Raw genomic sequence first — 24,435 nt, 5'->3', positions numbered from 1 at the left:
CCTAGGGTAGCGCGGCGGCCCTGAGTCGGCTGTGTGGAGAGGCGGCCGCAACGCTGTGGTCCGGATGCAGCAGGCGGCCGTGGAACAGCCATTCCCCAGGCGCAGGGTCGGGATCATCCGCATCGTCGGCGTCGGCGATTCCGTCCATCCGTACGCCGCCTTGGCCGAGCAGCGTCGGCAGGGCCTGGCGCGTCGCGCCCCAGCGGAACGGTTCGCCGCGCCGCCCCAGCCAGCGCCGCACCCAGGGGCGCTGCCGGACGAAGCCGGGCGCGCCGTCGTGGCACAGCGCCATCGCGGTGGCGATCAGGCGTGCATCGGGCAGGGCGCGGGCCAGCTGCCGCAGCAGCGCCTGCGCCGTGTCCAGTGGCAGGTACATCAGCAGGCCCTCGGCGACAATCAGCGTGGGCAGTTCCGGCGCGAAGCCGGGCAATCCGCGCAGCCAGCGCACCAGCGGCACCGTCCCGAGTTCGCCAGGACATAGCCGCAGGCGCGGATCGTCGAGGCACAGCGCGCGCAGCGCGGCCTGTTTGATCGCCAGCGTGGCCTCGCGATCGACCTCGAACACGCGCAGCGCCGGCGCCTGGTCCAGCAACGCCTGCGCCAGCCCGTCGAAGCCGGCGCCCAGGATCAGCACCTGCTGTACGCCCTCGGCGCAGGCCTGTTGCGCCCATCGCCGGATCCGACGCTTGCGCCAGGTGTAGTGCGCGCCGATGCCAGGCAGGCAGGCGGCCTCGAGCAGCCGCAGCAGGCCGCGTCCAGGCCGCGTATCGACTGCGCGCAGCAGGCGATCGCCGCCGCTCCCGGCGCGCTGCAGGCAGGCACGGGCGATGGCGGCGTTGCGCTGCGCGGGCGGCGTGCGATCCGTCCGCGCCTCGCGTACCGCGGCGGCGGCGAGCAGCATCGAGGTGCTGATGCCGGCCATGTCAGCGCGTCACCAGCGCGGCGTGGTGGCGATACCAGTCGCTCTGCCAGCGGCCCTGCGGATCGAGCGCGCGCTTGGCGCGGAGGAATTCGGCGAAGCGCGGATGCGCCGCCTGCACCTGCTCGCGCGTGGCCCAGCGGTGATAGGTCAGGTAGTAGCTGCCGCCGAACCACAGCGCATCGTCGATCAGCGCGCGGAAGGCCACGGCCGCGGCCTGCACGCCGGCCGGGCCGTGCTGCACGTGCAGGTTGAACACCACGCAGGCCCAGTCCTGCCGTGCCCACGCCAGCACGCTGGTCGTTTCGCGTTCGATCAGGCGCACCGTGCCGTAGACCGGCTGGGCGTGATCGCGACGCAGGCTGTCGGCGGCGCGGCCCATGAAGCCCGCCAGCGCGCCGCGCGGCACGTACAACTCGGTGATCATCTCCGAGCCACAGTGGCCCAGGCTGCGATCGACCGCCGCGTGATAGTCCTCCAGATACACGCCGGTCTGCTGCGCATCGCTGGCGTAGTGCTGGCCGTCGGTAGACAGATAGAAATCGGCGTATTCCTGAAAGGCGCGCGAGGGCGCTTGGTGGGCCAGCCACAGCAGCCGGCCGAAGTCCTCGGCCTGCAGATGGCGCGGCGCGTCGGGTTCGACGCCATCGACCGGGCGATAGCAGGACAGCACGCCCAGATCGAGGAAGTCCTCGCTACGCGGATCGATCGCGAACTGGAAATCGCCATACGTGCAGCCTTGGGCGATCGCGTCCTCGAATGCGCGCTGCACGCCGCCGATGCGGGCCAGCGACACCTGGCGGCGCAGCGTCCGCCGGGGCATTAGCCGCAACGTCATCTCCACCACCAGGCCGAAGAGCCCGTAGCCGCCGGCCACCAGGGCGAACAACTCGGCCCCCTCGCCGCGGCTGGCCTGTAACCGCTGGCCCTGCGCATCGATCAGCACCAGCGCCTCCACGTCCTCCACGAACGGGGCCAGGCACAGCCCGCGCCCATGAATGTTGGCGGCCAGTGCGCCGCCCAGGCTGAAGTCGTCGGCGCCGGTCTGCTTCTGGCGGATCGTCCAGCCCGCCGTGTTGTCCGGGCACGCTGCCAGCCAGGCCAGCAGCGCAGGCCAGCGGATGCCGGCTTCGACCGTGATCAGGCCGCGCGCCGGGTCGAAGTCCACGACGCGGTCCAGCGCGGCGGTGTCCAGCACCTGGCCATCGGCGAGAAACTGCTGGCCGCCCATCGCATGCCGCGCGCCGGCGGCGATCAGCGGCGATCCGGCCCGCGCGCTGGCGCGGATCGCGGCGCAGGCCTCGGCCACCGAGCCGGGCCGCAGCACGTGCGCCCGCGTGGGATTGAGGCGGGCATGGACATCGTTGAGCAGTTCGGCGGGCCGACAGGCTGGAGCGGGCAGGGCGGGCATGCGCATGCTTGGCTGGAGAGGTGAGCGCACCCTGCGCGCTGCGGATCAAGATCCGCAATCAAGTTAGGACAAGTATCGGAATATGATCCCTTCCATCCTCCTGTGACGCGCTTCCATCGCCATGGCCGACCGCGAACGCCTGCTCACCGCGCTCAAGCGCCTACTCAAGGAACGCGGCTGGCGCTATGCCGACCTGGCCGCGGCGCTGGGGGTGTCCGAGCCGACGATCAAGCGCGTGCTGTCCAGCGGGCGCATGGACCTGGCGCGCCTGGAGCAGATCTGCGAAGTGCTGGACATCGACTTCTTCGAGCTGGCGCGCACGGCCCGCGGCGCACGCGAATCGCGCCGCCATCTCACCCTGCACCAGGAGCGGTCGTTGGCGGCCGAGCCGCGGCTGATGACCGTCTTCCACCTGCTATGCCAAGGCTGGCGTACCGCGGCGATCGGCGAAGGCTTCGGACTCAGGCCGCCCGAGCTGGTGCGGCTGCTGGCCCAGCTCGATCGTCTGCGCCTGCTCGACATGCTGCCGGGTAACCACGTGCGCCTGCGCGTGCCGCGCGATTTCTCATGGCGCGACGACGGGCCGGTGCGCGCCCGCTACCTGCAGATGGCCAGCCATGAATTCCTCAAGGACGACTTCGCCGCGGCCGAGGCGCACCTGGCCCTGGAAATCGGCGAACTCGGCGAGGCGTCGGTCGCCACGCTGCGGCGCAAGCTGGACAAGCTGGTGGTCGACTTCAAGGAGGCGGCCGAGCTCGACATCAGCCTACCGCCGGAGCGGCGGCGCAGCGTCGGCATGCTGGTCGCGCTGAGGCCGTGGGTGTTTTCGCTGGTCGACAGCCTGCGTGCGGAAAGCGCGCCGCCTGCCCGCGATCCGCGCAGGCGCGCGCGGCGCTGATCAGCCCAGCGCGTGCGCGGCGGCGCGGGCGACCAGCTCGGGCTCGGGCCGCACGCCGGTGTACAGGACGAACTGCTCCACCGCCTGCAGCACGATCACCTCGCCGCCGGTGATCACCGGCTTGCCCAGGGCGCGCGCCAGCCGGATCATCGGGGTTTCCACCGGGATGGCGACCACGTCGAAGACCAGCTGCGCCGCGGCGACTTCCGCTTCGGTGAAGGCCAGCGACTGCGCATCGGAACTGCCTTCCATGCCGATCGGGGTCACGTTGACCAGCAGCCCGGCGGTCACGCCGCGCATGTCCTCGGACCACTGCCAGCCGGCGGTGCGCGCCAGGCGCTGGCCGGCCACCGCGTTGCGCGCCACCACCCAGCCCCGGGCGAATCCGCCGTCGCGCAGCGCGCAGGCGGTGGCCTTGGCCATGCCGCCGCTGCCGCGCAGCGCCACCGGTGTGTCCGGCGACAGCCCACTGTCGGCGATCAGCGTGGCCACCGCGGTGTAGTCGGTGTTGTAGCCGCGCAGCACGCCCTCGGTGTTGAGGACGGTGTTGACCGAATCGATCGCCTTGGCCGACGGCTGCAGGCCATCCAGCAGCGGGATCACCGCCTCCTTGAAGGGCATCGACACCGCGCAGCCGCGGATGCCCAGCGCGCGGATGCCGGCGATCGCGCCCTCCAGGTCGGTCGTGGTGAACGCCTTGTACAGGTAGTCCAGCCCCAGCGCGTCGTAGAGGTAGTTCTGGAAGCGCGTGCCGAAGTTGCCCGGCCGTCCGGACAGCGACATGCACAGCTGGGTGTCGCGGCTGATGCGCGCGGTCATGCGGCCCGCTCCGTGTCGGTGACCACGCGGCCGCGCAGCGAGTTGGTCAGCGCCTCGGTGATCAGCACATCGACGAACTGGCCGATCAGGCGCTGCGGCGCGGGGAAGTTCACCGAGCGCATGTTCTCGGTCTTGCCGGTGAGCTCGTTGGGATTCTTCTTCGACGGGCCCTCGACCAGCACGGTCTGCACGCTGCCGACCATCTTCTGCGAGATCTCCGCGGCGAAGGCGTTGATGCGCGCCTGCAGGCGCTCCAGGCGCGCGTGCTTGATCTGGCTGGGCGTGTCGTCGGCCAGGTCGGCCGCCGGCGTGCCTGGACGGCGCGAGTAGATGAAGGAGAAGCTCTGGTCGAAGCCCACGTCCTCGATCAGCTTCATGGTCTTCTCGAAGTCCGCATCGGTCTCGCCGGGGAAGCCGACGATGAAGTCCGAGCTGATCGAGATGTCCGGCCGCACCGCGCGCAGCTTGCGGATCTTGGACTTGAACTCCAGCGCGGTGTAGCCGCGCTTCATCGCGCTGAGGATGCGGTCGCTGCCCGCCTGCACCGGCAGGTGCAGGTAGTTGGCCAGCTGCGGCACGTCGCGATACGCATCGATGAGTGTGTCGGAGAACTCCAGCGGATGGGAGGTGGTGAAGCGGATGCGGCCCACGCCCTCGATCTGGGCGATGGTGCGGATCAGCATGCCCAGATCCGCGATCTCGCCTTCGCCGTACGGGCCGCGGTAGGCGTTGACGTTCTGGCCGAGCAGGTTGATCTCGCGCACGCCCTGGGCGGCCAACTGCGCCACCTCGACCAGCACGTCCTCGAACGGCCGGCTCACCTCGGTGCCGCGGGTATAGGGCACCACGCAGAAGCTGCAGTACTTGCTGCACCCCTCCATGATCGACACGAAGGCGCTCGGGCCCTCGGCCCGCGGTTCGGGCAGGGCGTCGAACTTCTCGATCTCCGGGAAGCTGATGTCCACCTGCGGGCGGTTCTGTTCGCGCCGCGCGCGGATCAGCTCGGGCAGGCGGTGCAGGGTCTGCGGGCCGAACACCAGATCCACGTAGGGCGCGCGCTTGACGATGGCCTCGCCTTCCTGGGACGCCACGCAGCCGCCGACACCGATGATGACCTCGCGGCCGCCGGTCTTGAATTCCTTCCAGCGGCCCAGCTGGCTGAAGACCTTCTCCTGCGCCTTCTCGCGGATCGAGCAGGTGTTGACCAGGATGACGTCGGCCTCCTCAGGCCGGTCGGTCAGCTCCAGCCCTTCGGCCTGGGCGAGCACGTCGGCCATCTTGGCCGAGTCGTACTCGTTCATCTGGCAACCGTGGGTCTTGATGTACAGCTTGCCGCGCGCCTGCGCCGGCCGGGTGGCGACGAAGGGCAGCGGGATGAGCGAGGTGTCGCCCGAGGTGGGCAGGGTGACGTCTGGCGTCCCGGTCATGGCGCTTAATCCAGGCGGGTGGGCGGGGAAGCCGGTTAGTTTAGCGGCTTGGCGGCTTGCGCCGGACGGCAGGCGCACCGGGCAGTCGCGCGCGGGGGCCGAGGAGTGCAAACGCTGTGCCGCGTCCCACCGGCGCGTCGCCCTGCCGACCGCGCGCTGAATGCTTGTTAAGTCATTGATAAGCTGGGACACTCGCGCCCATGAGGGGGCTGCTGCGACTGGGGATGATCGCTGCCGCGCTGGTCGCGCTGCCGGCCAGCGCCGGCACGTTGTATAAGTGCGTCGGCGCCGACGGGATCCCGGCCTACGTCAGCAAGCGCGTCTCCGGCGCCACCTGCACGGTGGTGAGCCAATACCGGGCCGAGCCGGCGCGCCGCGCCCAGACCAGCGCGCCGGCGCACAGACCTCCTGCGCCTGCCGCGCCTGCCGCCATCGTGCCGCCCAGCGTCGAGTCGCGGCCTTCGACGGCCATCGTCCCGGCCGCACCGCCGCCGCCGACTGCCGCCGTGGCCAAGCCCGCCGCCGTGCCGCCGCGCCGCGTGGTCAGCGGCCAGGTGTATTCCTTCATCAAGGACGGGGTGCGCAACTACACCAGCGCCCGTCCGCGCGGGCTGGCCAGCGCCGACATCCGCACGATCAAGTACAGCTTCATCGAGACCTGCTACGCCTGCGGCAATCCCAACCTCAACTTCGGCGCGGTGCGACTGAACACGGTCGCCTACGAGAGCGAGATCGCCTCGGCCGCGCGCGAATTCGGCGTGGAAGAGGCGATCGTGCGCGCCATCATCCATGCCGAATCCTCCTACAACCCGCTGGCGCTCTCGCGCGCCGGCGCGATGGGGCTGATGCAGCTGATGCCGGCCACCGCGCGCCGTTTCGGCGTGGACGATGCCTACAACGCCACGCAGAACATCCGCGGCGGCGTGCAGTACCTGGCCTGGCTGCTCAAGCGCTACCAGGGCAATCTGACTCTGGCCGCGGCCGGCTACAACGCCGGCGAAGGCGCGGTGGACCGCAACGGCGGCGTGCCGCCCTATGCCGAGACCCAGCGCTACGTGCAGCGCGTGGGCGTGCTGGCCGAGCGCTACCGGGCCAACCTGGGGACGGTCGGTCTTCGCTGAACGGATGTTGCGCTGCAGTACCGGAATGGCCGGGTTTTCCTTTTCCAACTGATTGATCGGAAAGGGATTGTTGTGGCGAAATTTTTTATTCAGTTAGACTCCGACGCGCTCTTGCGATGAGGCCGTTCCATCGGCCCCATCACTGGCAGCCAGACAGCTACCTCAAGATGTTTTCGCGGAGTAAGGGATGGCCAACGACGAGGTCACAATGCCCGTGGATGCGGGGCGCCGCCGGTTCCTGACGGCCACCACCGCAGTCGTCGGTGCCGTGGGTGCGGGCTTTCTGGCCGTCCCGTTCATCAAGTCATGGAATCCAAGCGCCCGGGCCAAGCTCGCCGGCGCACCGGTGACCGCCGACATCACCGGGTTGCAGGAAGGCCAGCGCATGGTGCTGGAATGGCGCGGCCAGCCGATCTGGGTGGTCAAGCGCTCCAAGGCGATCCTGGACGCGCTGCCGAGCCTAGACGATCGCCTGCGCGATCCGGAGAGCACCAACAAGGACCAGCAGCCGGCCTACGTGCTCAAGGGCAATCCCGAGTTCCGGTCGATCAAGCCCGAGATCTCGGTGCTGGTCGGCCTGTGCACGCACCTGGGCTGCTCGCCGGAGATCATCGCCGAGATCCGGCCCGAGCCGTTCGATCCGCAGTGGAAGGGCGGCTACTTCTGCCCCTGCCACAAGTCGCGCTTCGACATGTCCGGGCGCGTGTTCCAGGGCGTGCCGGCGCCGATCAACCTGCTGGTGCCGCCGCATCACTACCAGGACGACAACACCATCATCATCGGCGTCGATCCGCAGGGAGCTGCCTGATGTCCAACGTCATCACGCGAGCGGCCAACGGAGTCTTCGACTGGGTCACGGCGCGGGCGCCCGGGCTGATGCCCATGTACCGCAAGCACATGAGTGAGTACTACGCGCCGAAGAACTTCAACTTCTGGTACTACATGGGCTCGCTGGCCCTGTTGATCCTGGTCAACCAGATCGTCACCGGCATCTTCCTGACGATGAACTACAAGACCAGCGCGGCCGAGGCCTTTGCCTCGGTCGAGTACATCATGCGCGACGTCGAGTGGGGCTGGCTGATCCGGTACATGCATTCCACCGGCGCCTCGCTGTTCTTCATTGTGGTCTACCTGCACATGTTCCGCGGGCTGATGTACGGCAGCTACCAGAAGCCGCGCGAGCTGGTGTGGATCTTAGGCATGCTGATCTACCTGGTGCTGATGGCCGAGGCCTTCATGGGCTACGTGCTGCCCTGGGGCCAGATGTCGTTCTGGGGCGCCAAGGTGATCATCTCGCTGTTCGGCGCCATCCCGGTGATCGGGCAGGGCCTGACCGAATGGATCATGGGCGACTACCTGCCCAGCGATGCCACGCTCAACCGCTTCTTCGCCCTGCACGTGATCGCGCTGCCGCTGGTGCTGCTGCTGCTGGTGGTGCTGCACCTGGGCGCGCTGCATGAGGTCGGCTCCAACAACCCGCAGGGCGTGGACACCAAGCACGGGCCCAAGGGCAACCGCTGGAGCAAGACCGCGCCGATCGACACGATCCCGTTCCACCCGTACTACACGGTCAAGGACCTGGTCGGCGTGGGCTTCCTGCTGGTGATCGGTGCGTTCATCATCTTCTTCGCGCCGGCCTTCGGTGGCCTGTTCCTGGAGCACGACAACTTCACCGAGGCCAACCGCCTGGTGACGCCCGAGCACATCAAGCCGGTCTGGTACTACACGCCCTACTACGCGATGTTGCGCGTGGTGCCCAACAAGCTCGGCGGCGTGCTGGTGATGTTCTCGGCCATCGCCATCCTGTTCACGGTGCCCTGGCTGGACCGCGGCAAGGTGCGCTCGATCCGCTACCGCGGCCTGGCCTACAAGATCGCGCTGGGCATCTTCGCCTTCAGCTTCGTCTACCTGGGCAAGATCGGGTCGGGCCCCGGCACGGACATCACCGAAACCTACATCGGCCGGGTACTGACCTGCTGCTACTTCGGCTTCTTCATCTTCCTGTGGGTGTACACGTTCTTCGGCCTTGAACGCACCAAGCCGGTGCCCGACCGGGTGAGCACGCATGACTAAGCGCCTTCTCCCGCGGCTGGCGGCCTTCGCCGCTGGCCTGCTGCTGAGCACCGGCCTGCTGGCCGCCGAGGGCGGCGCGACGCTGCAGGCCGGCAACGACCTGAGCGACAAGGCCTCGCTGCAGCGCGGCGCCAAGCTGTTCATGGGCTACTGCTCGGGCTGCCACTCGCTCAAGTACCTGCGCTATTCGCGCATGGCCCAGGACCTGGGCCTGACCGAGGACCAGGTGATGGCCAACCTCAACTTTACCGGCGCGCCGGTGGGGCAGCAGGTGCAGGTGGCCATGCCGCACGACGGGGCGACCAAGTGGTTCGGCAAGATGCCGCCGGACCTGAGTCTGATCGCCCGGGTGCGCGGCCCGGACTGGGTCTACACCTACCTCAAGTCCTTCTACCTGGACGAGAGCCGGCCGCTGGGCTGGAACAACAAGCTGTTCCCCAACGCCTCCATGCCCAACCCGTTGTGGGAGCTGCAGGGCCTGCAGCACGCCAAGTTCGGCCCGGAAGACCCGCAGACCAAGGAAAAGCCGGTCGAGGCGCTGGTGCTGGCCTCGCCCGGGACCGAGAGTCCGGCCGAGTTCGACCGCACCGTGCGCGATATCACCAACTTCCTCGAGTACGCCGGCGAGCCGGCCGCGCTCAAGCGCCAGAGCATGGGCGTGTGGGTGATCCTGTTCCTGGCGGGGCTGACCTTCCTGGCCTTCCTGCTGAAGAAGGAGTTCTGGAAGGACGTCCACTAAAGCGGGGTCATGACCTCCAGCAGGGGTGCGCAAATCGGCGGCTGCCTGCTATGTTCATGTTCATCGCGTCTCGCGGCATGCCGCGACGCGGTGTCCAGGCAGGAAGCCTGGCAGAAACAGGCGTGGCTGGTGGATGCCAGCCGCTGGATGAGCCCGACAAGGTGATGAGTGCCCGCATGCGAAATACCCTGACGCTGTTCTCCTCCGTGGATGATGTGCTGTGCCACCGCGTGCGGCTGGTGCTGGCCGCCAAAGGCGTCAGCTACGACCTGGTGCCGGTCGATCCGCAGAATCCGCCCGAGGACCTGATCGACCTCAACCCCTATCACTCCGTGCCGACCCTGGTCGAGCGCGACCTGACGCTGTACGCCGCCTCGGTGGTCAGCGAGTACCTGGACGAGCGCTATCCGCACCCGCCGCTGATGCCGGTCGATCCGCTCTCCCGCGCGCGCCTGCGCCTGGCGATGCTGCGCATCGAGGTGGACTGGGTGCCGCAGGTGCAGGCCATCCAGCTGGGCAACAAGGCCCAGGCCGACGCCGGCCGCAAGCGCCTGAAGGAGCTGCTGACCGCCTCGGTGCCGCTGTTCAAGGCCAGCAAGTTCTTCCTCAACCCGGAAATGAGCCTGGCCGACTGCGCCATGGCCCCGATCATCTGGCGCCTGCAGTCGCTGGACGTCGGCCTGCCCAAGGACGGCAAGGCGATCGAGGATTACGGCAACCGCATCTTCCGCAATCCGGGCTTCGTGCGCAGCCTGACCGAGCAGGAAAAGAAGCTGCGCGATCTGCCGGCCTGAAGGCAGGAGTGAGCCCGAAGCGCTGAGGCGTGGATGAGCAGGTGGCGCTTGCGCCGCCGTCTTCTCCCCCTCGTTCCTCGCTCTTGGCTAAACTGCGGGCATGACTGAAGACGTGCCCCCGATGACCAGCCATCGCCCGTATCTGCTGCGGGCGCTGGCCGAATGGATCGCCGACAACGACATGACCCCGCACCTGCTGGTCGATGCGACCCAGCCCGGGGTGCAGGTGCCCTCCAGCGCGGTCAAGGAAGGCCGGGTGGTGCTCAACATCGCCCAGCGTGCGGTCGCGCACCTGGTCATCGACAACCTGACGGTCAGCTTCAGCGCACGCTTCGGCGGGGTGAGCTATCCGGTCAACGTGCCGATCTCGGCGGTGCTGGCGATCTATGCGCGCGAGACCGGCCAGGGGATGGCGCTGCCCGAGGACATCGCCGCCGGGCAGGGTCCGCACGACGATGACGAACCGCCTTCGCCCGATGGCGCGGCCCCGGACGAACCGACGCCGCCGCCGGCCAAGCGCCCGCATCTGCGCGTGGTGAAGTAAGGGGCGCCGAGAAAATCTCTACCGTCGTTCCCGCGAAAGCGGGAACCCAGCGCCTTTCACGCGGCAAGGCCAAAGGCGCTGGATTCCCGCTCTCGCGGGAATGACGGAGTTATGGTTTGCCGTAAGCCTGCACCGTTGCCGCCGGGAAGCCGCCATGCCCGATCCACACGCCGACTACTGGTTCCCCGCCAAGCGTTTCGGCTTCGGCTGGGGCCTGCCGTGCCGCTGGCAGGGCTGGCTGACGATGGTCCTGTACCTGGGCGTGGTGGTCGGCGCGAGCGTGCTGTTCCGCCGTGGCCATCACACGCAGGCGCACCTGATCGTCATCGGCGTGGCGACGGCGCTGCTGGTGCTGGTCTGCGTGCTCAAGGGCGAGCCACCGCGCCGCGGTTGAGACGCGCAGCGCCGGCAGAATGAAGTTCCGGCGTCAGTGCAGGCTGGGGAACTGCGCGGTGTTGTCCGGGCGCGTAGGCCCGACGAAGGACACCAGCCGCTGCCCATGCAGCACCATCTTGCCGGTATGGCGCTCGACGCCGTCGTGGGAATAGTCGAAGCGGAAGCTGCGCTCCAGCCCCAGCCTGCCGTCCTCGCCGCGGCGCAGGCGCACGCCGGTGGCCTGCACGCTCTGGTCCAGCCACAGCACGCCGGCCGCCTCGCAGGCGTTGCGGCCGACCTGGGTGGCGCGTTCGGCCGCGGCGCGCGAGGCGTTCCACCAGAAGAACACGGCCGCGCCGAAGATCAGGATGAGGATCGGAGTCATGGCGCGACTTTAGCGGTGCGCGGGCCCGTGCGGCAGGCGTGGATCACGAGCCGCTTTTCAAGGGCGCCGTGGCCTCGACCGGCGGTGCGGCCGGCGGCGCATTCGGGGCCGGGGCTTGGCCCGGCGCCTCCGGCGCAGGCGGGGCCTGCGGCAGGGGCTGCGGATCAACGGGCGGCGGCGCAGCAGGCGCGGCGGGCGCCGGGTCGGCCACCTGCAGCTTCAGCAGCACCGCCCAGTCCTGACGGTTGAAGTTGCACTGGTCGGGTTGCGCGGGCGTGCACTCCGCGCCCGGGCCGGTGGCATCGCCGCCGTCCTCGCTCACGCGCGGCAGCGGCAGGATCACGCGGCCGCTGCGGTCCAGGTCCAGCTGGCGCATGGTCACCGCGTTGAGCACATTGCCGCCGATCAGGTGCAGAGTGCGGTCGCCGCCGACGTTGGCCGCCACCACGATGTCGCAATGGGATTGGTTGGGCACGCCGGCGCGGGAGGCCAGGGCGGCGTTCAGGCCGGCGAAGCCCATCACCTGCCGTCGGTTGCGGATGAAGCACAACAGATCGCCGGGCGCGGGTTTCTCGGTCGTCGGATCAGTGAAGCGATAAGGGCCACCGCTGGCGCCGTCGCGAAATGCCGCGCGGATGTAGTCGATGTGGCGCGGCGATCGGGTGAAGTTCATGACGCCGGCCCGCGTCATGACCCAGGACACGAACGCCGCCGACCACGGCGTATCGATCAGAAAAGCGCGGCAGTCGTTATCCGTGAAGCGATTACCCGGCGGTGCCCAGCAGCTGGCCGCGCCGGGCTCGCCTGCGACCTGCGACAGGGTGCCGCTCTCGCGCCAATAGCCGGCCACGCGCTGCCACGGCACCAAGCCATGATCGGCCAGGTTGCCGCTCTCGGCCTCGGTGACGCGCAACGAGGCCAGTCGGCCCTGACGGTCGATGAAGGGGCGCATCCACTGCCGGTGCTCCTCGCAGGCGGCACGGACGATGGCGATCGCGGCCTGGCTCAGGCCGAAGCGCGGCGGGGCGTCGCAGACCTCGATCGCCTGCGCCCGGGTGCCGATGCCCAACAGCAGCAGGGCCAGGACGCGCGTCCAGCGAAACGGCATCGTCTGCGGATCCTTGATGAAGGTGAGTTCTCACTACGTACGCTGGCAGAGTCACAGGCCAGGACGCGTGAAACCCCACGCCGATCAAGCGCTGTGCGGCGGCGGGCCCAGCTTCAGCGACAGGTCCACAGCGTGCACATGCTTGGTCAGCGCGCCGATGGAGATGCAGTCCACGCCGTCCTGCGCCACGGCGCGCACGGTGTCCAGGTCGACCATGCCGGAGACCTCCAGCGGCACGCGGCCGGCGGCGATGCGCACGGCTTCGCGGCGCTGCTCGGGGCTGAAGTCGTCGAGCATGATCCGGGTGCAGGGCTGCTCCAGCGCCTGGCGCAACTCGTCCAGCGACTCGACCTCGACCACCAGCGGCAGCTGCGGGTACAGGGCGCGGGCCGCGCGCATGGCCGCGGCGATGCCGCCGGCGGCGCGCACGTGGTTCTCCTTGAGCATCACCATGTCGAACAGGCCGATGCGGTGGTTGTCGCCGCCGCCGCAGCGCACTGCGTACTTCTGCGCCAGGCGCAGGCCCGGCACGGTCTTGCGCGTGTCCAGGATGTGCGCGCCGGTGCCGCGCACGGCCTCGACGAAGGCCGCGGTGACCGTGGCCGTGCCGCTCAGGGTCTGCAGGAAGTTGAGCGAGGTGCGCTCGGCGCTGACCAGCGTGCGTGCGCGCCCGCGCAGGGTGGCCAGCACGGTGCCGGCGGCCATGCGCTGGCCCTCGGCCACGCGCCAGTCGATGGAGACCTGCGGATCGAGCTGGCGATGGCAGGCGTCGAACCACGGCCGCCCGCAGATCACCGCTTCCTGCTTGCACAGCAGATAGGCGACATCGTCGGTGTCCGGCAGCAGCGCGGCGGTGACATCGCCCGGGCCGAGGTCCTCGGCCAGGGCGCGGCGCACATCGTCCAGGACCACCGCCTCGGGCGGCGGCAGCGGCGCGGCGGCGCTCACGCCGGGAAGTCGGCGATCTGGACGGTGGCGATGCCTTCCTCGGGCAGCAGGACCGGGATGCCGTCCTCGACGCGGTAGACGGTCTTGCGGTCGCGGGTGACCAGGGCCTCCTTGAGCGGTTCGGCCTGGGCGCTGCCGTCCACGCGCTTGAGCGCGCCGGCCGCGATGGCGCGGTTCAGCGCCTCCACGCCGCGGGCCTCGAGCGGGCCCAGCGGTTGGCGCGAGACGGGGCAGCACAGCAGGTCGAGCAGTTTGCGGTCCATGGAAGGTCCGTTGGCGAACAAGATCGCTAGAATATCGTTTTGTCGCAGGGCAGGGCCAATGACCGACGATCTGGCAGCGCCGCGCGTGGGCATCGTGATGGGCTCGCGTTCGGATTGGGAGACCATGCAGCACGCCGCGCAGAAGCTCGATGCGCTGGGCGTGGCCTACGAGGTGAAGGTCGTCTCGGCCCACCGCACGCCCGACGTGCTGTTCTCCTATGCCGAGCAGGCCGCCGCGCGCGGACTGCGCGCGATCATCGCCGGCGCCGGCGGCGCGGCGCACCTGCCGGGCATGCTGGCATCCAAGACCGCCGTGCCGGTCCTGGGCGTGCCGGTGCAGTCCAAGGCCCTGAACGGGATGGACTCGCTGCTGTCCATCGTGCAGATGCCGGCCGGCATCCCGGTGGCGACCTTCGCCATCGGCAACGCCGGCGCGGCCAATGCGGCGCTGTTCGCCGCGGCGATGCTGGCGCCGGAGGCGCCGGCGGTGGCACAGGCGCTGGACGCCTTCCGGGCCAAGCAGACCCAGGACGTCATGGATCAGGACGATCCGCGGCGATGAGCACGGTGGGCATTCTTCCGCAGCGGTGGCGCGCATGACGTCAGTGGGGATCCTGGGGGGCGGGCAGTTGGCCCGCATGCTCGCGCTGGCGGGCGTGCCGCTCGGGCTGAAGTTCCTTGTCCTGGACCCGTCGGCCGAGTCCTGCGCCGGCCAGTGCGCGCCGCTGCAGGTGGGCGCGTTCGACGACGAGGCGGCATTGGCGCAGTTCGCGTCCAAGGTCGATGTGGTGACCTTCGATTTCGAGAACGTTCCGGCCGCCAGCGCGCAGTGGCTGGCCGAGCGGGTGCCGGTGTATCCCAATCCACAGGCCCTGGGCGTGGCGCAGGACCGGCTGTCGGAGAAGACGCTGTTCGGCGAGCTGGGCATTCCGGTGCCGGCATTCGCGGCGGTCGACTCGCGCGAGGGGCTGGAGGCGGCGCTGGCACGGATCGGCACGCCCTGCATCCTCAAGACGCGGCGCTTCGGCTACGACGGCAAGGGCCAGTTCCGGATCAAGTCGCCGGCCGACGCGCAGGCCGCGTGGGACGCGCTGGGCGCGCAGGCCGGCACCGTCGGGCTGATCGTGGAGGGCTTCGTCGCCTTCGACCGCGAGGTGTCGGTGGTAGCCGTGCGCGGCCGCGATGGTGCGTTCAAGGCCTTCCCGCTGACCCAGAACTGGCATGTCGGCGGCGTGCTGTCGGCCAGCCTGGCGCCGGCGCAGGCCAGCCAGGCCCTGCAGACGCAGGCGGTCGACTATGCGCGGCGCGTGGCCGAACGCCTGGATTACGTCGGGGTGTTCGCGCTGGAGCTGTTCTGCCAGGGCGAGACGCTGCTGGCCAACGAAATGGCCCCGCGCGTGCACAACTCCGGGCACTGGACCATCGAAGGCGCGGAGGTCTCGCAGTTCGAGGCGCACCTGCGCGCGGTGCTGGGCCTGCCGCTGGGCGAACCGGTCATGCGCGGGCACGCCTGCATGCTCAACTGGCTGGGGCAGATGCCCGACGCCAACGGCGTGCTCGACCAGCCCGGAGGCCACTGGCACGACTACGGCAAGTCGCCGCGCGAGGGCCGCAAGGTCGGCCACGCCACGCTGCGTGCCGATACCGCACAGGCCCTGTCCGTCGCCCTGGCCGGGGCGGGTGAGGCGCTGTCGCGTCAGGCCCAGGTGCAGCCGGTGCTGGAGCGCTTGGCGCGCAGCTGAGCGGATCGCCTCCCGCGTCCCGGTTGCCGCTGGACGCGCCCATGAAAAAGGCCGGGAATCCCCGGCCTTTTTCGTACAGCCAGCGAAGGATCAGGCCAGGTTCTTGGCCACGAAGTCCCAGTTGACCAGCGACCAGAACGACTCGACGTACTTCGGACGCGCATTGCGATAGTCGATGTAGTAGGCGTGCTCCCACACATCGATGGTCAGCAGCGGGGTGTCCTCGCCGGTCAGCGGCGTGGCGGCGTTGGAGGTGCTCACCAGGCCGACGCTGCCGTCCTTCTTCTGCACCAGCCAGCCCCAGCCCGAGCCGAAGGTGCCGATGGCGGTCTTGGTGAACTCTTCCTTGAACTTCTCGAAGTCGCCGAAGGCCGCGTTGATCAGCTCGGCCAGCTTGCCGCTCGGCGCGCCGCCGCCGTTGGGCGACAGGCAGTTCCAGTAGAAGGTGTGGTTCCACACCTGCGCGGCGTTGTTGAACACGCCGCCCTGGGACTTCTTGATGATGCTCTCCAGCGGCTGGTCGGCGAACTCGGTGCCCTCGATCAGCTTGTTGAGGTTGTCCACATAGGCCTTGTGATGCTTGCCGTAGTGGAAATCGATGGTCTCGCCGGAGATGTGCGGTTCCAGTGCGGTGCGGTCGTAGGGCAGGGCGGGGAGCTCGATGGCCATGGCGGTTCCTCTTGGCTTGGCGTGTCTGGCAGATGCCGGGGGCGGGGGCGCAGGGCTTACAATTGCGTCCGACCAGCGGCGATGGAAAGCGCCGCGCAGTTTACTCGACGAGGGTGCGCATGCCGTCAAGGGCGTGCGGCAACGCAGGAGAACGCAACATGCCGGTGCTGGAACGTATCCAGGCGGAGCTGGACCGCCACCCCATGGTGCTCTTCATGAAGGGCACCCCGGAGTACCCGATGTGCGGCTTCTCCAGCCGCGCGGTCCAGGCTTTGCTATCGGCCGGCGCGGTGGACCTGCGCGCCATCAACGTGCTGGAAGAACCCGAGATCCGGGCCAACCTGCCGCGCTTTTCCAACTGGCCGACGTTCCCGCAGTTGTTCATCCATGGCGAGCTGATCGGCGGCTGCGACATCACTCTGGAACTGCACGAGTCCGGCGAACTGGAACGCATCGTCGCCGAGGCCATGCCGCGGTGAGTCTGCTGCAGCTGCCCGTGCGCCCCGTGCAGTCCCTGGCCGGGCGTGTGGTGCTGATCAGCGGGGCGCACGGCGGCCTGGGCGAGGCCAGTGCCCGCGCCTGCGCGCAGGCCGGTGCCACCCTGGTGCTCCTGGGCCGCCGGCCGGCCAAGCTCGCCCGCATCTATGACGCCTGCGCCCAGCTGGGCCCCGAGCCGCTGCTCTATCCGCTGGACCTGGAAGGCGCCGCACCGGACGACTACGCCGAACTGGCCCAGCGCATCGAGGGCAACCTCGGCCGCCTCGACGGGGTGCTGCACTGCGCGGCCGAGTTCCGCGGCCTGACCCCGCTGGAGCACACCGACCCGGCCGCCTTCGCGCGCGCCATCCATGTCAACCTCACCGCGGCGTGGTGGCTGAGCCAGGCCTGCCTGCCGCTGCTGCGTCGTGCGGCGGACAGCGCGCTGGTGTTCACCCTGGACAATCCGCGCCGCGTCGGCCACGCCTACTGGGGCGGCTACGGCGTGGCCCAGCACGGGCTGGCCGCGCTGGTGCAGATGCTGCACGCCGAGCTGGCCAGCACCCCGGTGCGGGTCAGCGCGCTGCAGCCCGGGCCGATGCGCACCATGCTGCGCGCCCGCGCCTACGCCGAGGACACCGATCCGGCGCTGGCCGATGCCGACCATTACGCCGCACACTGCGTGACCCTGCTTTCTCCAGACGGCGCCGACCGGCGCGGCCTGGTCTGGAATCCCCTGGCATGACCATCCTGTCCGCAGCGCTGCTGCTGTTCCTGATCCTCGACCCGCTGGGCAATATCCCGGTGTTCCTGTCGGTGCTGCGGCCGCTGCCGCCGCAGCGCCAGCGCATCGTGCTGATCCGCGAGCTGCTGATCGCGCTGGTCGTGCTGATGGGGTTCCTGTGGGGCGGCAAGTACTTCCTGGAACTGATGCACCTGCGCCAGGAGTCGGTGCAGATCGCCGGCGGCATCGTGCTGTTCCTGATCGGCATCCGCATGATCTTCCCGCGGCCCGAAGGCCTGATGGGCGAGATCCCCGGCGGCGAGCCCTTCATCGTGCCGCTGGCCATCCCGCTGGTGGCTGGCCCCTCCGGCATGGCCGCGGTGATGCTGATGGGTAGCAACGAGCCCGAGCGTCTGCTCGGTTGGAGCCTGGCCCTGGGGCTGGCCTGGCTGGCGACGGCGGTGATCCTGTTCTCGGCCACGCTGGTCTACAAGTGGCTGGGCATGCGCGCGCTGACCGCGATCGAGCGGCTGATGGGCATGCTGCTGGTGGCCATTTCCGTGCAGATGCTGCTCGACGGGATCGGCACGTATCTGGGTGCGCTTCGCGGCGGTTGAGACCTGAGGGGGCGTCTGATTGGACGCCAGCCCGTGTCCGTATTTCATGCTCCGCCCCGAGTCCGGGCCGTAGGCGTTTATTCGCCCAAAGATGTCATTTAAGTGACGGCGACCGGCAGGCGCAGCCGCATGAATACCATTTAAGCCATTGATTGGAAATGGATTCTCCCCCCGCTTCCGCGCGAATGCCGCAGCGCGCAAAAGTCGTCACGATCCGGTCACATCGCGCCTTTACCGTGTTAACCTGTCGTTAACGCGCGGCTGCCGTGCCTGCCGCGTGTTCCAGGGGCCACATCCTAAGCAAGTCCATGAGAGCCATGCCACACAGCATGGCCGGCCGGCACGATTTTTCTTCTGACCGCCACAAAACTTCGAGGCAGCGCAATGACACATCATCGTATCCGGACTTCCAAACTTGCCCTTGGCCTCCTGGCCGCGCTGGCCGCTGCGCCGGCCATGGCGCAGACCACGTCCGCCGGCGTCGGCGGCCAGGTCGTCGGTTCCGGCGGTGCGCCGGTCGCCGGCGCCGAGGTGACCATCACCCACGTGGAATCCGGAACGGTCAGCCACGCCACCACCGATGCCGCCGGTCGCTACACCGCGCGCGGCCTGCGCGTGGGTGGCCCGTACACCATCACCATCACCAAGCCCGGCGAAGGCACCAAGACCGAAGACGGCGTCTACCTGGATCTCAACAAGATCAACACCGTCGACGCGGCCCTGACCGGCGACGTGACCAACCTGGGTTCGGTGCAGGCCATCGGCTACAGCGGCGGCTCGGACGTGTTCAGCGCCACCAAGATGGGCTCGGGCACCAGCGTCAACCAGCAGACCATCCAGGCGCTGCCCTCGATCAACGGCAACATCCAGGACTACATGCGCCTGGATCCGCGCGTGGCCTTCGTCGACCGTGCCTCGGGCACGATCTCGGCCGGCGGCCAGAATCCGCGCTACAACTCGATCAACATCGACGGCGTCTCGGCCAGCGACACCTTCGGCCTGGAAGGCAACAACATGACCACCCGGCGCCAGCCGGTGTCGATGGAGGCCATCGAGGCCATCGACGTCAACCTGTCCAACTACGACGTCAGCATCGCCGCGGCCGCCGGTGCGACCGTCAATGCGGTGACCAAGTCCGGTACCAACGAGTTCCATGGTTCGGTCTACGGCTACATGCGCGATGGCGACTGGTTCGGCGACAACCCGGACGGCACCAAGTTCAACGGCTTCACCAAGGAAAAGACCTACGGCGCGACCTTCGGCGGCCCGATCGTCAAGGACAAGCTGTTCTTCTTCGCCAACTACGAGAAGTTCCAGCAGGACGCGCCCGGCGGCGACCTGTCCGGCAGCGCGCTGGGCAAGGCCGGCCACGTCATCACCAACGCCGACGTGGCGCTGGCGCAGAGCATCGCGCAGAACGTCTACGGGTTCGACGCGGGCCAGCTGGCCAGCAACGGCAACACCGATCTGGAAGAGTACGCACTGAAGCTGGACTGGAACATCAGCGACGCGCATCGCGCCAGCTTCCGCTACAGCAAGCTGGACCAGAGCAAGCTGCGCATCAACGGCATCAGCAGCACCGGCGTGTCGCTGAGCACCTACTGGTACCAGCACAACAAGACCGTGGAGAGCTACACCGGCCAGTTGTTCAGCGACTGGAGCGACAACTTCTCCACCGAGTTCAAGGCCTCCTACCGCGACTACACCGCCGAGCGCGTGGTGCCGAGCAACCTGCCGAGCATCCAGATCTTCTTCGGCGACGCCACCTCCACCACCAACGGCACCCGGGTCAGCGGCGACTCGCTGTATTTCGGCACCGAGGTCAACTCGCAGGGCAACTACCTGCGCACCAAGACCTGGAACTACACCGGCTCGGGCACCTGGACGCTGGGCGACCACGACCTGAAGTTCGGCGCGGACTACGCCACCAACGACATCTACAACCTGTACAGCGCGCAGGCCTGGGGCGTGTACACCTTCTGGGCCGGCGCCGCGGATGCCAACGGCAACCATGCGCTGACCAATTTCCAGAACGGCCGCTGGGCCACCTACAACCATCGCACCGAGTATTCGCCGGGCTCGTTCGCCGCCGACTACAAGAACAGCAACCTGGGCCTGTTCATCCAGGACACCTGGTACGTCAGCCCCAACCTGACCCTGACGCTGGGCGTGCGCGGCGATCGGCCGGATGTCAGCCCGGAGCCGCGTTACAACGCGCTGGCCGATCAGGTGTTCGGCTATGACAACAGCCAGGTGTTCAGCGGTGACTTCCTGGTGCAGCCGCGCTTCGGTTTCAACTACACCTTCAATTCCGAGCGCCCGATGCAGGTGCGCGGTGGCGTGGGCCTGTTCCAGGGCGACGCGCCCCAGGTGTGGATCGGCAACAGCTACGCCAACAACGGCTACAACTACGCTCAGCTGCAGGCGACCGCCTACGATCCGACGCTGCGCTTCTCGCCCGATGGCAACAACCAGCCTGGCTCGGGTAGCTGTAATCCGTATCCGAGCTCGCGGACCGGCTGCCAGATGAGCGTCAACTTCACGCAGAAGGACTTCGAGCTGCCGTCGATCTGGAAGGCCAACCTGGCGTTCGACCACGAGCTGCCGTGGTACGGCGTGGTCGCGTCGGCCGAGCTGATCATGACCGACGTCAAGAATGCGCTCTACTACCGCCGCCTCAACCTGGGTCCGGGCTTCACCGGCCCCGATGGCCGCTCGCTGTACTGGAACCCGACCAAGCGCGGCGCCGCCTATGCGACGTCCGACAACCAGTACGGCCGCGACACCCGCTTCGGCGATGTGTACCTGATCGACAACACCAGCAAGGGCAAGAGCCAGCAGTTCACCGCTTCGCTGACCAAGCCGTGGAGCCCGGGCAGCGACTGGTCCTGGACCTTGGGCTACACCTACACCCATGCGACCGAGGTCGGTCCGCTGACCAGCTCGACCGCCAGCTCCGGCTACACCTACCAGTACAGCTTCAATTCCGGCGAGGACATCTCGCAGACCTCGCGTTACGAGATCAAGGATCGCATTTCCGGATCGCTGAACTGGAAGCACAAGTTCTTCGGTGACTACGACACCAGCGTGGGTCTGGTCTACGAAGGCCGCAGCGGACGTCCGTACAGCTACGTCTTCGTCGGTGACGCCAACGGCGACAGCCGGACCTATAACGACCTGTTCTACGTGCCTAAGGGCACCGGTGACGTGTACTTCGGCAAGTTCAACGCCAACGGTACGGTTGCGGTGGATTCGGCGATGGAGAAGCGGTTCTACGACTGGCTCGCCACGAAGCCGGAACTGGCGGCATACAAGGGCAGCTACGCCCCGGCCAATGCGTTCCGCACCGGCTTCATCAATACCTTTGATCTGCGTCTGAGCCAGCAGATCCCGGGCTTCTTCAAGGGCAACAAGGCCGAGGTCTGGGTGGACATCCAGAACGTGGGCAATCTGCTGAACAAGAAGTGGGGCAACATCTACGATTACGGCTTCTACGCCGATGCCTCGGTCGCCTCGCTGGTGGGTATCAGTCGGGACGGTAAGTACGTGTACAACTTCACCGGTGCCAGCTCGCCGACCGTTGCCAACTCCGACGCCGACGGCTTCAATGTCGGTGTGTCCCAGTGGTCGCTGCAGGTGGGCCTGCGCTACGAGTTCTGATCCATCGAATTCGAAGCGATACGTAACGGAAAGCGGCCGGGGCAACCCGGCCGTTTTCCTGTGCGCGGCCATGACATATGCGCCATCGGCCGGCTGCGCTACAGTCCCTGGACAAGACAGACGAACAAGCAGGAACATGCAATGAGTGAAGTGGAAACCCGGGCGCTGCCGGTCGTGAGCACCCGCATCTACCCGCGCGGCGGGCTGGATATCCTGTCGCGCACCGAAGTGGCGCGCCTGCGTGACGCCTCGGCCGGCGGCATGCACGAGCTGCTGCGCCGCTGCGCGCTGGCGGTACTGACCAGCGGCAGCGCCTCCGACGACCCGCGCGCCGCGCGCGATCTCTACCCCGACTTCGACATCCAGGTGCTGCAGCGCGACCGCGGTGTCCGTATCGAGCTGCTCAACGCGCCGGCGATGGCCTTCGTCGATGGCGAGATCATCCGCGGCGTGGCCGAGCTGCTGTTCGCCGTGGTGCGCGACCTGGCTTACATGGCCATCGAACTGGGCGAGGAATACGCGAGCGCCCTGGAGACCTCGGCCGGCATCACCGATGCGGTGTTCGGCCAGCTGCGCAACGCGCGCATCATCAAGCCGCAGGAGCCCAACCTGGTGGTGTGCTGGGGCGGCCACTCGATCTCGCGCGAGGAATACCTCTACACTAAGGAAGTGGGCTACGAGCTGGGCCTGCGCGGCATGGACATCTGCACCGGCTGCGGCCCTGGCGCGATGAAGGGCCCGATGAAGGGAGCCACCATCGCCCACGCCAAGCAGCGCCAGAAGCAGGTGCGCTACATCGGCGTGACCGAGCCGGGGATCATCGCCGCCGAGTCGCCCAACCCGATCGTCAACCACCTGGTGATCATGCCGGACATCGAGAAGCGCCTCGAGGCCTTCGTCCGCATCGGCCACGGCATCATCGTCTTCCCCGGCGGCGTCGGCACCGCCGAGGAGATCCTGTATCTGCTGGGCATCCTGCTGCGCGAAGAGAATGCGCACCTGCCGTTCCCGCTGGTGCTGACCGGTCCGGTGGTGGCCGCGCCTTACTTCGAGCAGATCGACACCTTCATCCGGCTGACGCTGGGCGAGGCCGCCGCTTCGCGCTACCAGATCATCATCGGCGACCCGGTCGCCGTGGCGCAGGCGATGAAGGCCGGCATCGCCAAGGTGCGCGAGCACCGCAAGGAGGCGCGCGATGCGTATTACTTCAACTGGTCGATCGATATCCCGCTGGCCTTCCAGCAGCCGTTCGCGCCCACCCATGAGGCCATGGCCCAGCTGGACCTGCACCATGGGCGCGCACCGCACGCCATCGCCGCCGACCTGCGCCGCGCCTTCTCGGGCATCGTCGCCGGCAACGTCAAGGAGGACGGCATGCGGCGGATCGAGGAGTTCGGGCCCTTCGAGATCCACGGCGACCCGCAGATCATGGCCGCGCTGGATGACCTGCTGCAGGCCTTCGTCGCCCAGCGCCGCATGAAGATCGCCGGCGACTACAAGCCCTGCTATCGGGTCGTGACCTGAGGATTGCGCACCTGTCGACCTTGGGCCGTGCGCGAACGCGCCCAAGGACACGATCCGCATCGTTCGTCTCCCTGAACCGACCGCCCATCGTGCCACGCTGGGCGGGCGGCGGCGGCTTCCGTAACCTTCATCTGCCGAAAAGGGGATGGGACCGGGAATGGGCCGACGCTCGCAAACGAGGGGCTTCACGCTGCTGGAGCTGATGGTGACGGTCGCCGTGATGGCGATCCTGGCGGCGATCGCGTTTCCGAGCTTCCAGAACAGCATCCGCTCCAGCCGAGTTTCAACGACGACTAGCCAGTTCACCGCGGCGATTGCGATGGCGCGCAGCGAAGCGATCAAGAACACTTTGGCTGCAGGTGTCTGCCCGAGTGCAAACGGGACTGCCTGTGGCAACGATTGGGGCGCCGGCTGGCTTGTCTGGGGCGACCTCAATCGCAACGGCTTGCTGGACGTCAGTGAGACGGTGATCAATTACTACGCGGGGTCCCCCGCGATCTCCGTAACAGTCGGGATCAATCCCTTGCGCTTTGACGCGCGCGGCGTTCCCGTCACCGCCGCCGGAGACATGACGATCGCCTCTAATCCTTGTCCGAGCGGGAAGACGTTGAGGAGCACCATCACGATGACCGGCACAGGCCAGGTGCGTACGCAGAAAGGGGCTTGTCCATGAGCAGGCGGCATTCGCCCTGCGGCGCGGCGCGCTCCGGGCAGCAGGGCTTCACGCTGATCGAAGTGATGATCGCCGTGTTGGTGCTGGGTGTGGGCCTGTTGGGCTTCGCCATGTTGCAGACGATGAATGTTCGCTACACCAAGAGCGCCCAGGATCGGACTGTCGCCACGATGCTGGCCTATCAGCTGATCGACATGATGCGGACCCAGCGCTCTCAGGCGTCGTATTACAACGGCGTCACGGCATCGAGTTTTTCAGGTGTCGATGGGACAGGCAATGCCTGCTCATGGATAGGTGGTTCGGCTACGCCCGCAGAGAACATCGCGCGCTGGAAATGCGAATTGCGAAGGGCATTTCCCGATGGCACAGCCCAAGTCGAGCTGCAGCCCAATGGGACGGTGACAGTCACGATCGATTGGAGCGATAGCTTCTGGGAGGCTGACCCAGACAATCAGAAGACGACGTTTCAGGTTACGAGCCGCATATGAAATCTACCCATGCTCCAGGTGGCAGTGGTCAGCGGGG

Annotated in this window: 26 protein-coding genes; 17 read left to right on the top strand and 9 right to left on the bottom strand. The window is 68.0% G+C overall.

Features of this window, described 5'->3' with window-relative positions:
* Position 1 precedes the first annotated feature (1 nt).
* Together EAT51_RS00225 and EAT51_RS00220 are read right to left on the bottom strand one after the other, a co-directional pair.
* Positions 2-922 (bottom strand): class I SAM-dependent methyltransferase, encoded by a 921-nt coding sequence (locus tag EAT51_RS00225; protein ID WP_130553900.1) that lies wholly within the window; start codon positions 920-922, stop codon positions 2-4.
* 1 nt (position 923) lies between these two features.
* Complete coding sequence (locus tag EAT51_RS00220) at positions 924-2,336, bottom strand: FAD-binding oxidoreductase (protein WP_130553899.1); 1,413 nt, start codon at positions 2,334-2,336, stop codon at positions 924-926.
* Between the two features lie 115 nt (positions 2,337-2,451).
* Here EAT51_RS00220 and EAT51_RS00215 point away from each other — a divergent pair, with 115 nt between their 5' ends.
* A complete protein-coding gene (locus EAT51_RS00215) occupies positions 2,452-3,228 on the top strand; it encodes a helix-turn-helix domain-containing protein (RefSeq protein WP_130553898.1) in 777 nt (258 codons plus the stop codon).
* Here EAT51_RS00215 and EAT51_RS00210 read toward each other — a convergent pair whose 3' ends face one another.
* Positions 3,229-4,047, bottom strand: a complete 819-nt coding sequence (locus tag EAT51_RS00210) for a shikimate 5-dehydrogenase (RefSeq protein WP_130561130.1) — start codon at positions 4,045-4,047, stop codon at positions 3,229-3,231.
* Positions 4,044-5,474 (bottom strand): tRNA (N6-isopentenyl adenosine(37)-C2)-methylthiotransferase MiaB, encoded by a 1,431-nt coding sequence (miaB, locus tag EAT51_RS00205; protein ID WP_130553896.1) that lies wholly within the window; start codon positions 5,472-5,474, stop codon positions 4,044-4,046. Before miaB ends, EAT51_RS00210 begins: the two co-directional genes overlap by 4 nt.
* Before the next feature lie 200 nt (positions 5,475-5,674).
* Here miaB and EAT51_RS00200 point away from each other — a divergent pair, with 200 nt between their 5' ends.
* The 7 genes from EAT51_RS00200 to EAT51_RS00170 all read left to right on the top strand — a co-directional run bounded on the left by EAT51_RS00200 (position 5,675) and on the right by EAT51_RS00170 (position 11,139).
* Entirely contained in the window at positions 5,675-6,595 is a 921-nt protein-coding gene (locus EAT51_RS00200; RefSeq protein WP_130553895.1) for a lytic transglycosylase domain-containing protein, read from the top strand.
* Positions 6,596-6,782: 187 nt separating this feature from the next.
* On the top strand, positions 6,783-7,403 hold the full coding sequence (petA, locus tag EAT51_RS00195) for a ubiquinol-cytochrome c reductase iron-sulfur subunit (protein ID WP_130519869.1): 621 nt from the start codon (positions 6,783-6,785) through the stop codon (positions 7,401-7,403).
* Positions 7,403-8,668 carry a cytochrome b gene (locus EAT51_RS00190; RefSeq protein ID WP_130519871.1) on the top strand — a complete coding sequence of 422 codons (1,266 nt, stop codon included), beginning with the start codon at positions 7,403-7,405 and terminating at the stop codon, positions 8,666-8,668. The genes petA and EAT51_RS00190 overlap by 1 nt, the downstream gene beginning before the upstream one ends.
* Positions 8,661-9,407 (top strand): cytochrome c1, encoded by a 747-nt coding sequence (locus EAT51_RS00185; protein ID WP_130519873.1) that lies wholly within the window; start codon positions 8,661-8,663, stop codon positions 9,405-9,407. The genes EAT51_RS00190 and EAT51_RS00185 overlap by 8 nt, the downstream gene beginning before the upstream one ends.
* Before the next feature lie 164 nt (positions 9,408-9,571).
* Entirely contained in the window at positions 9,572-10,201 is a 630-nt protein-coding gene (locus EAT51_RS00180) for a glutathione S-transferase N-terminal domain-containing protein (RefSeq protein ID WP_130523470.1), read from the top strand.
* Between the two features lie 100 nt (positions 10,202-10,301).
* Complete coding sequence (locus EAT51_RS00175) at positions 10,302-10,745, top strand: ClpXP protease specificity-enhancing factor (protein ID WP_130519878.1); 444 nt, start codon at positions 10,302-10,304, stop codon at positions 10,743-10,745.
* Positions 10,746-10,899: 154 nt separating this feature from the next.
* Positions 10,900-11,139, top strand: a complete 240-nt coding sequence (locus tag EAT51_RS00170) for a hypothetical protein (protein ID WP_130553894.1) — start codon at positions 10,900-10,902, stop codon at positions 11,137-11,139.
* A 33-nt stretch (positions 11,140-11,172) separates the two neighbouring features.
* Here EAT51_RS00170 and EAT51_RS00165 read toward each other — a convergent pair whose 3' ends face one another.
* From EAT51_RS00165 to EAT51_RS00150, 4 genes are all read right to left on the bottom strand, one after another.
* Positions 11,173-11,505 (bottom strand): DUF3301 domain-containing protein, encoded by a 333-nt coding sequence (locus tag EAT51_RS00165; RefSeq protein ID WP_130553893.1) that lies wholly within the window; start codon positions 11,503-11,505, stop codon positions 11,173-11,175.
* A 43-nt stretch (positions 11,506-11,548) separates the two neighbouring features.
* The gene (locus tag EAT51_RS00160) at positions 11,549-12,613 is read right to left on the bottom strand and encodes a DUF2272 domain-containing protein (RefSeq protein ID WP_130553892.1); all 1,065 of its coding nucleotides are present in this window, start codon (positions 12,611-12,613) and stop codon (positions 11,549-11,551) included.
* Positions 12,614-12,697: 84 nt separating this feature from the next.
* Positions 12,698-13,561 (bottom strand): carboxylating nicotinate-nucleotide diphosphorylase, encoded by an 864-nt coding sequence (nadC, locus tag EAT51_RS00155; RefSeq protein WP_130553891.1) that lies wholly within the window; start codon positions 13,559-13,561, stop codon positions 12,698-12,700.
* Positions 13,558-13,824 (bottom strand): Trm112 family protein, encoded by a 267-nt coding sequence (locus tag EAT51_RS00150; RefSeq protein ID WP_130553890.1) that lies wholly within the window; start codon positions 13,822-13,824, stop codon positions 13,558-13,560. Before EAT51_RS00150 ends, nadC begins: the two co-directional genes overlap by 4 nt.
* A 58-nt stretch (positions 13,825-13,882) precedes the next feature.
* On the opposite strand from EAT51_RS00150, the gene purE reads away from it, so the two are divergent.
* Both purE and EAT51_RS00140 read left to right on the top strand, forming a co-directional pair.
* Positions 13,883-14,386: a 5-(carboxyamino)imidazole ribonucleotide mutase gene (gene purE / locus EAT51_RS00145; protein WP_130519890.1), complete on the top strand. Its 504-nt coding sequence runs from the start codon at positions 13,883-13,885 to the stop codon at positions 14,384-14,386.
* A 34-nt stretch (positions 14,387-14,420) separates the two neighbouring features.
* Positions 14,421-15,566, top strand: a complete 1,146-nt coding sequence (locus tag EAT51_RS00140) for a 5-(carboxyamino)imidazole ribonucleotide synthase (RefSeq protein ID WP_130553889.1) — start codon at positions 14,421-14,423, stop codon at positions 15,564-15,566.
* 90 nt (positions 15,567-15,656) lie between these two features.
* Here EAT51_RS00140 and EAT51_RS00135 read toward each other — a convergent pair whose 3' ends face one another.
* Entirely contained in the window at positions 15,657-16,235 is a 579-nt protein-coding gene (locus tag EAT51_RS00135; RefSeq protein ID WP_130519894.1) for a superoxide dismutase, read from the bottom strand.
* A gap of 158 nt (positions 16,236-16,393) precedes the next feature.
* On the opposite strand from EAT51_RS00135, the gene grxD reads away from it, so the two are divergent.
* From grxD to pilV, 7 genes are all read left to right on the top strand, one after another.
* Positions 16,394-16,714: a Grx4 family monothiol glutaredoxin gene (grxD, locus tag EAT51_RS00130; protein ID WP_130519896.1), complete on the top strand. Its 321-nt coding sequence runs from the start codon at positions 16,394-16,396 to the stop codon at positions 16,712-16,714.
* Complete coding sequence (locus tag EAT51_RS00125) at positions 16,711-17,457, top strand: SDR family NAD(P)-dependent oxidoreductase (RefSeq protein WP_130553888.1); 747 nt, start codon at positions 16,711-16,713, stop codon at positions 17,455-17,457. Before grxD ends, EAT51_RS00125 begins: the two co-directional genes overlap by 4 nt.
* A complete protein-coding gene (locus tag EAT51_RS00120) occupies positions 17,454-18,053 on the top strand; it encodes a MarC family protein (RefSeq protein ID WP_130519900.1) in 600 nt (199 codons plus the stop codon). The genes EAT51_RS00125 and EAT51_RS00120 overlap by 4 nt, the downstream gene beginning before the upstream one ends.
* A gap of 384 nt (positions 18,054-18,437) precedes the next feature.
* Entirely contained in the window at positions 18,438-21,713 is a 3,276-nt protein-coding gene (locus tag EAT51_RS00115) for a TonB-dependent receptor (protein ID WP_130529069.1), read from the top strand.
* Between the two features lie 141 nt (positions 21,714-21,854).
* A complete protein-coding gene (ppnN, locus tag EAT51_RS00110) occupies positions 21,855-23,237 on the top strand; it encodes a nucleotide 5'-monophosphate nucleosidase PpnN (RefSeq protein WP_130529070.1) in 1,383 nt (460 codons plus the stop codon).
* Between the two features lie 157 nt (positions 23,238-23,394).
* Positions 23,395-23,910: a GspH/FimT family pseudopilin gene (locus tag EAT51_RS00105; protein WP_130553887.1), complete on the top strand. Its 516-nt coding sequence runs from the start codon at positions 23,395-23,397 to the stop codon at positions 23,908-23,910.
* Complete coding sequence (gene pilV, locus EAT51_RS00100) at positions 23,907-24,398, top strand: type IV pilus modification protein PilV (protein WP_130553886.1); 492 nt, start codon at positions 23,907-23,909, stop codon at positions 24,396-24,398. Before EAT51_RS00105 ends, pilV begins: the two co-directional genes overlap by 4 nt.
* Positions 24,399-24,435: the final 37 nt, after the last annotated feature.

Source organism: Pseudoxanthomonas winnipegensis, assembly GCF_004283755.1.
Classification (GTDB): domain Bacteria; phylum Pseudomonadota; class Gammaproteobacteria; order Xanthomonadales; family Xanthomonadaceae; genus Pseudoxanthomonas_A; species Pseudoxanthomonas_A winnipegensis.
Note: the sequence above shows the minus strand (reverse complement) of the source record. Positions and strands in the feature narration are given on the sequence as shown.

What these genes read in the sequence shown, in the direction of transcription:
- purE (WP_130519890.1), top strand. Translation starts at nt 13,883, where the DNA reads ATGACCGACGATCTGGCAGCGCCGCGCGTGGGCATCGTGATGGGCTCG.
- pilV (WP_130553886.1), top strand. Translation starts at nt 23,907, where the DNA reads ATGAGCAGGCGGCATTCGCCCTGCGGCGCGGCGCGCTCCGGGCAGCAG.
- EAT51_RS00175 (WP_130519878.1), top strand. Translation starts at nt 10,302, where the DNA reads ATGACTGAAGACGTGCCCCCGATGACCAGCCATCGCCCGTATCTGCTG.
- ppnN (WP_130529070.1), top strand. Translation starts at nt 21,855, where the DNA reads ATGAGTGAAGTGGAAACCCGGGCGCTGCCGGTCGTGAGCACCCGCATC.
- EAT51_RS00200 (WP_130553895.1), top strand. Translation starts at nt 5,675, where the DNA reads ATGAGGGGGCTGCTGCGACTGGGGATGATCGCTGCCGCGCTGGTCGCG.
- EAT51_RS00225 (WP_130553900.1), bottom strand. Translation starts at nt 922, where the DNA reads ATGGCCGGCATCAGCACCTCGATGCTGCTCGCCGCCGCCGCGGTACGC.
- EAT51_RS00115 (WP_130529069.1), top strand. Translation starts at nt 18,438, where the DNA reads ATGACACATCATCGTATCCGGACTTCCAAACTTGCCCTTGGCCTCCTG.
- EAT51_RS00135 (WP_130519894.1), bottom strand. Translation starts at nt 16,235, where the DNA reads ATGGCCATCGAGCTCCCCGCCCTGCCCTACGACCGCACCGCACTGGAA.
- EAT51_RS00140 (WP_130553889.1), top strand. Translation starts at nt 14,421, where the DNA reads ATGACGTCAGTGGGGATCCTGGGGGGCGGGCAGTTGGCCCGCATGCTC.
- EAT51_RS00215 (WP_130553898.1), top strand. Translation starts at nt 2,452, where the DNA reads ATGGCCGACCGCGAACGCCTGCTCACCGCGCTCAAGCGCCTACTCAAG.
- EAT51_RS00120 (WP_130519900.1), top strand. Translation starts at nt 17,454, where the DNA reads ATGACCATCCTGTCCGCAGCGCTGCTGCTGTTCCTGATCCTCGACCCG.
- EAT51_RS00165 (WP_130553893.1), bottom strand. Translation starts at nt 11,505, where the DNA reads ATGACTCCGATCCTCATCCTGATCTTCGGCGCGGCCGTGTTCTTCTGG.
- petA (WP_130519869.1), top strand. Translation starts at nt 6,783, where the DNA reads ATGGCCAACGACGAGGTCACAATGCCCGTGGATGCGGGGCGCCGCCGG.
- EAT51_RS00170 (WP_130553894.1), top strand. Translation starts at nt 10,900, where the DNA reads ATGCCCGATCCACACGCCGACTACTGGTTCCCCGCCAAGCGTTTCGGC.
- EAT51_RS00180 (WP_130523470.1), top strand. Translation starts at nt 9,572, where the DNA reads ATGAGTGCCCGCATGCGAAATACCCTGACGCTGTTCTCCTCCGTGGAT.
- EAT51_RS00220 (WP_130553899.1), bottom strand. Translation starts at nt 2,336, where the DNA reads ATGCGCATGCCCGCCCTGCCCGCTCCAGCCTGTCGGCCCGCCGAACTG.
- EAT51_RS00105 (WP_130553887.1), top strand. Translation starts at nt 23,395, where the DNA reads ATGGGCCGACGCTCGCAAACGAGGGGCTTCACGCTGCTGGAGCTGATG.
- EAT51_RS00160 (WP_130553892.1), bottom strand. Translation starts at nt 12,613, where the DNA reads ATGCCGTTTCGCTGGACGCGCGTCCTGGCCCTGCTGCTGTTGGGCATC.
- miaB (WP_130553896.1), bottom strand. Translation starts at nt 5,474, where the DNA reads ATGACCGGGACGCCAGACGTCACCCTGCCCACCTCGGGCGACACCTCG.
- grxD (WP_130519896.1), top strand. Translation starts at nt 16,394, where the DNA reads ATGCCGGTGCTGGAACGTATCCAGGCGGAGCTGGACCGCCACCCCATG.
- EAT51_RS00150 (WP_130553890.1), bottom strand. Translation starts at nt 13,824, where the DNA reads ATGGACCGCAAACTGCTCGACCTGCTGTGCTGCCCCGTCTCGCGCCAA.
- EAT51_RS00210 (WP_130561130.1), bottom strand. Translation starts at nt 4,047, where the DNA reads ATGACCGCGCGCATCAGCCGCGACACCCAGCTGTGCATGTCGCTGTCC.
- EAT51_RS00190 (WP_130519871.1), top strand. Translation starts at nt 7,403, where the DNA reads ATGTCCAACGTCATCACGCGAGCGGCCAACGGAGTCTTCGACTGGGTC.
- EAT51_RS00185 (WP_130519873.1), top strand. Translation starts at nt 8,661, where the DNA reads ATGACTAAGCGCCTTCTCCCGCGGCTGGCGGCCTTCGCCGCTGGCCTG.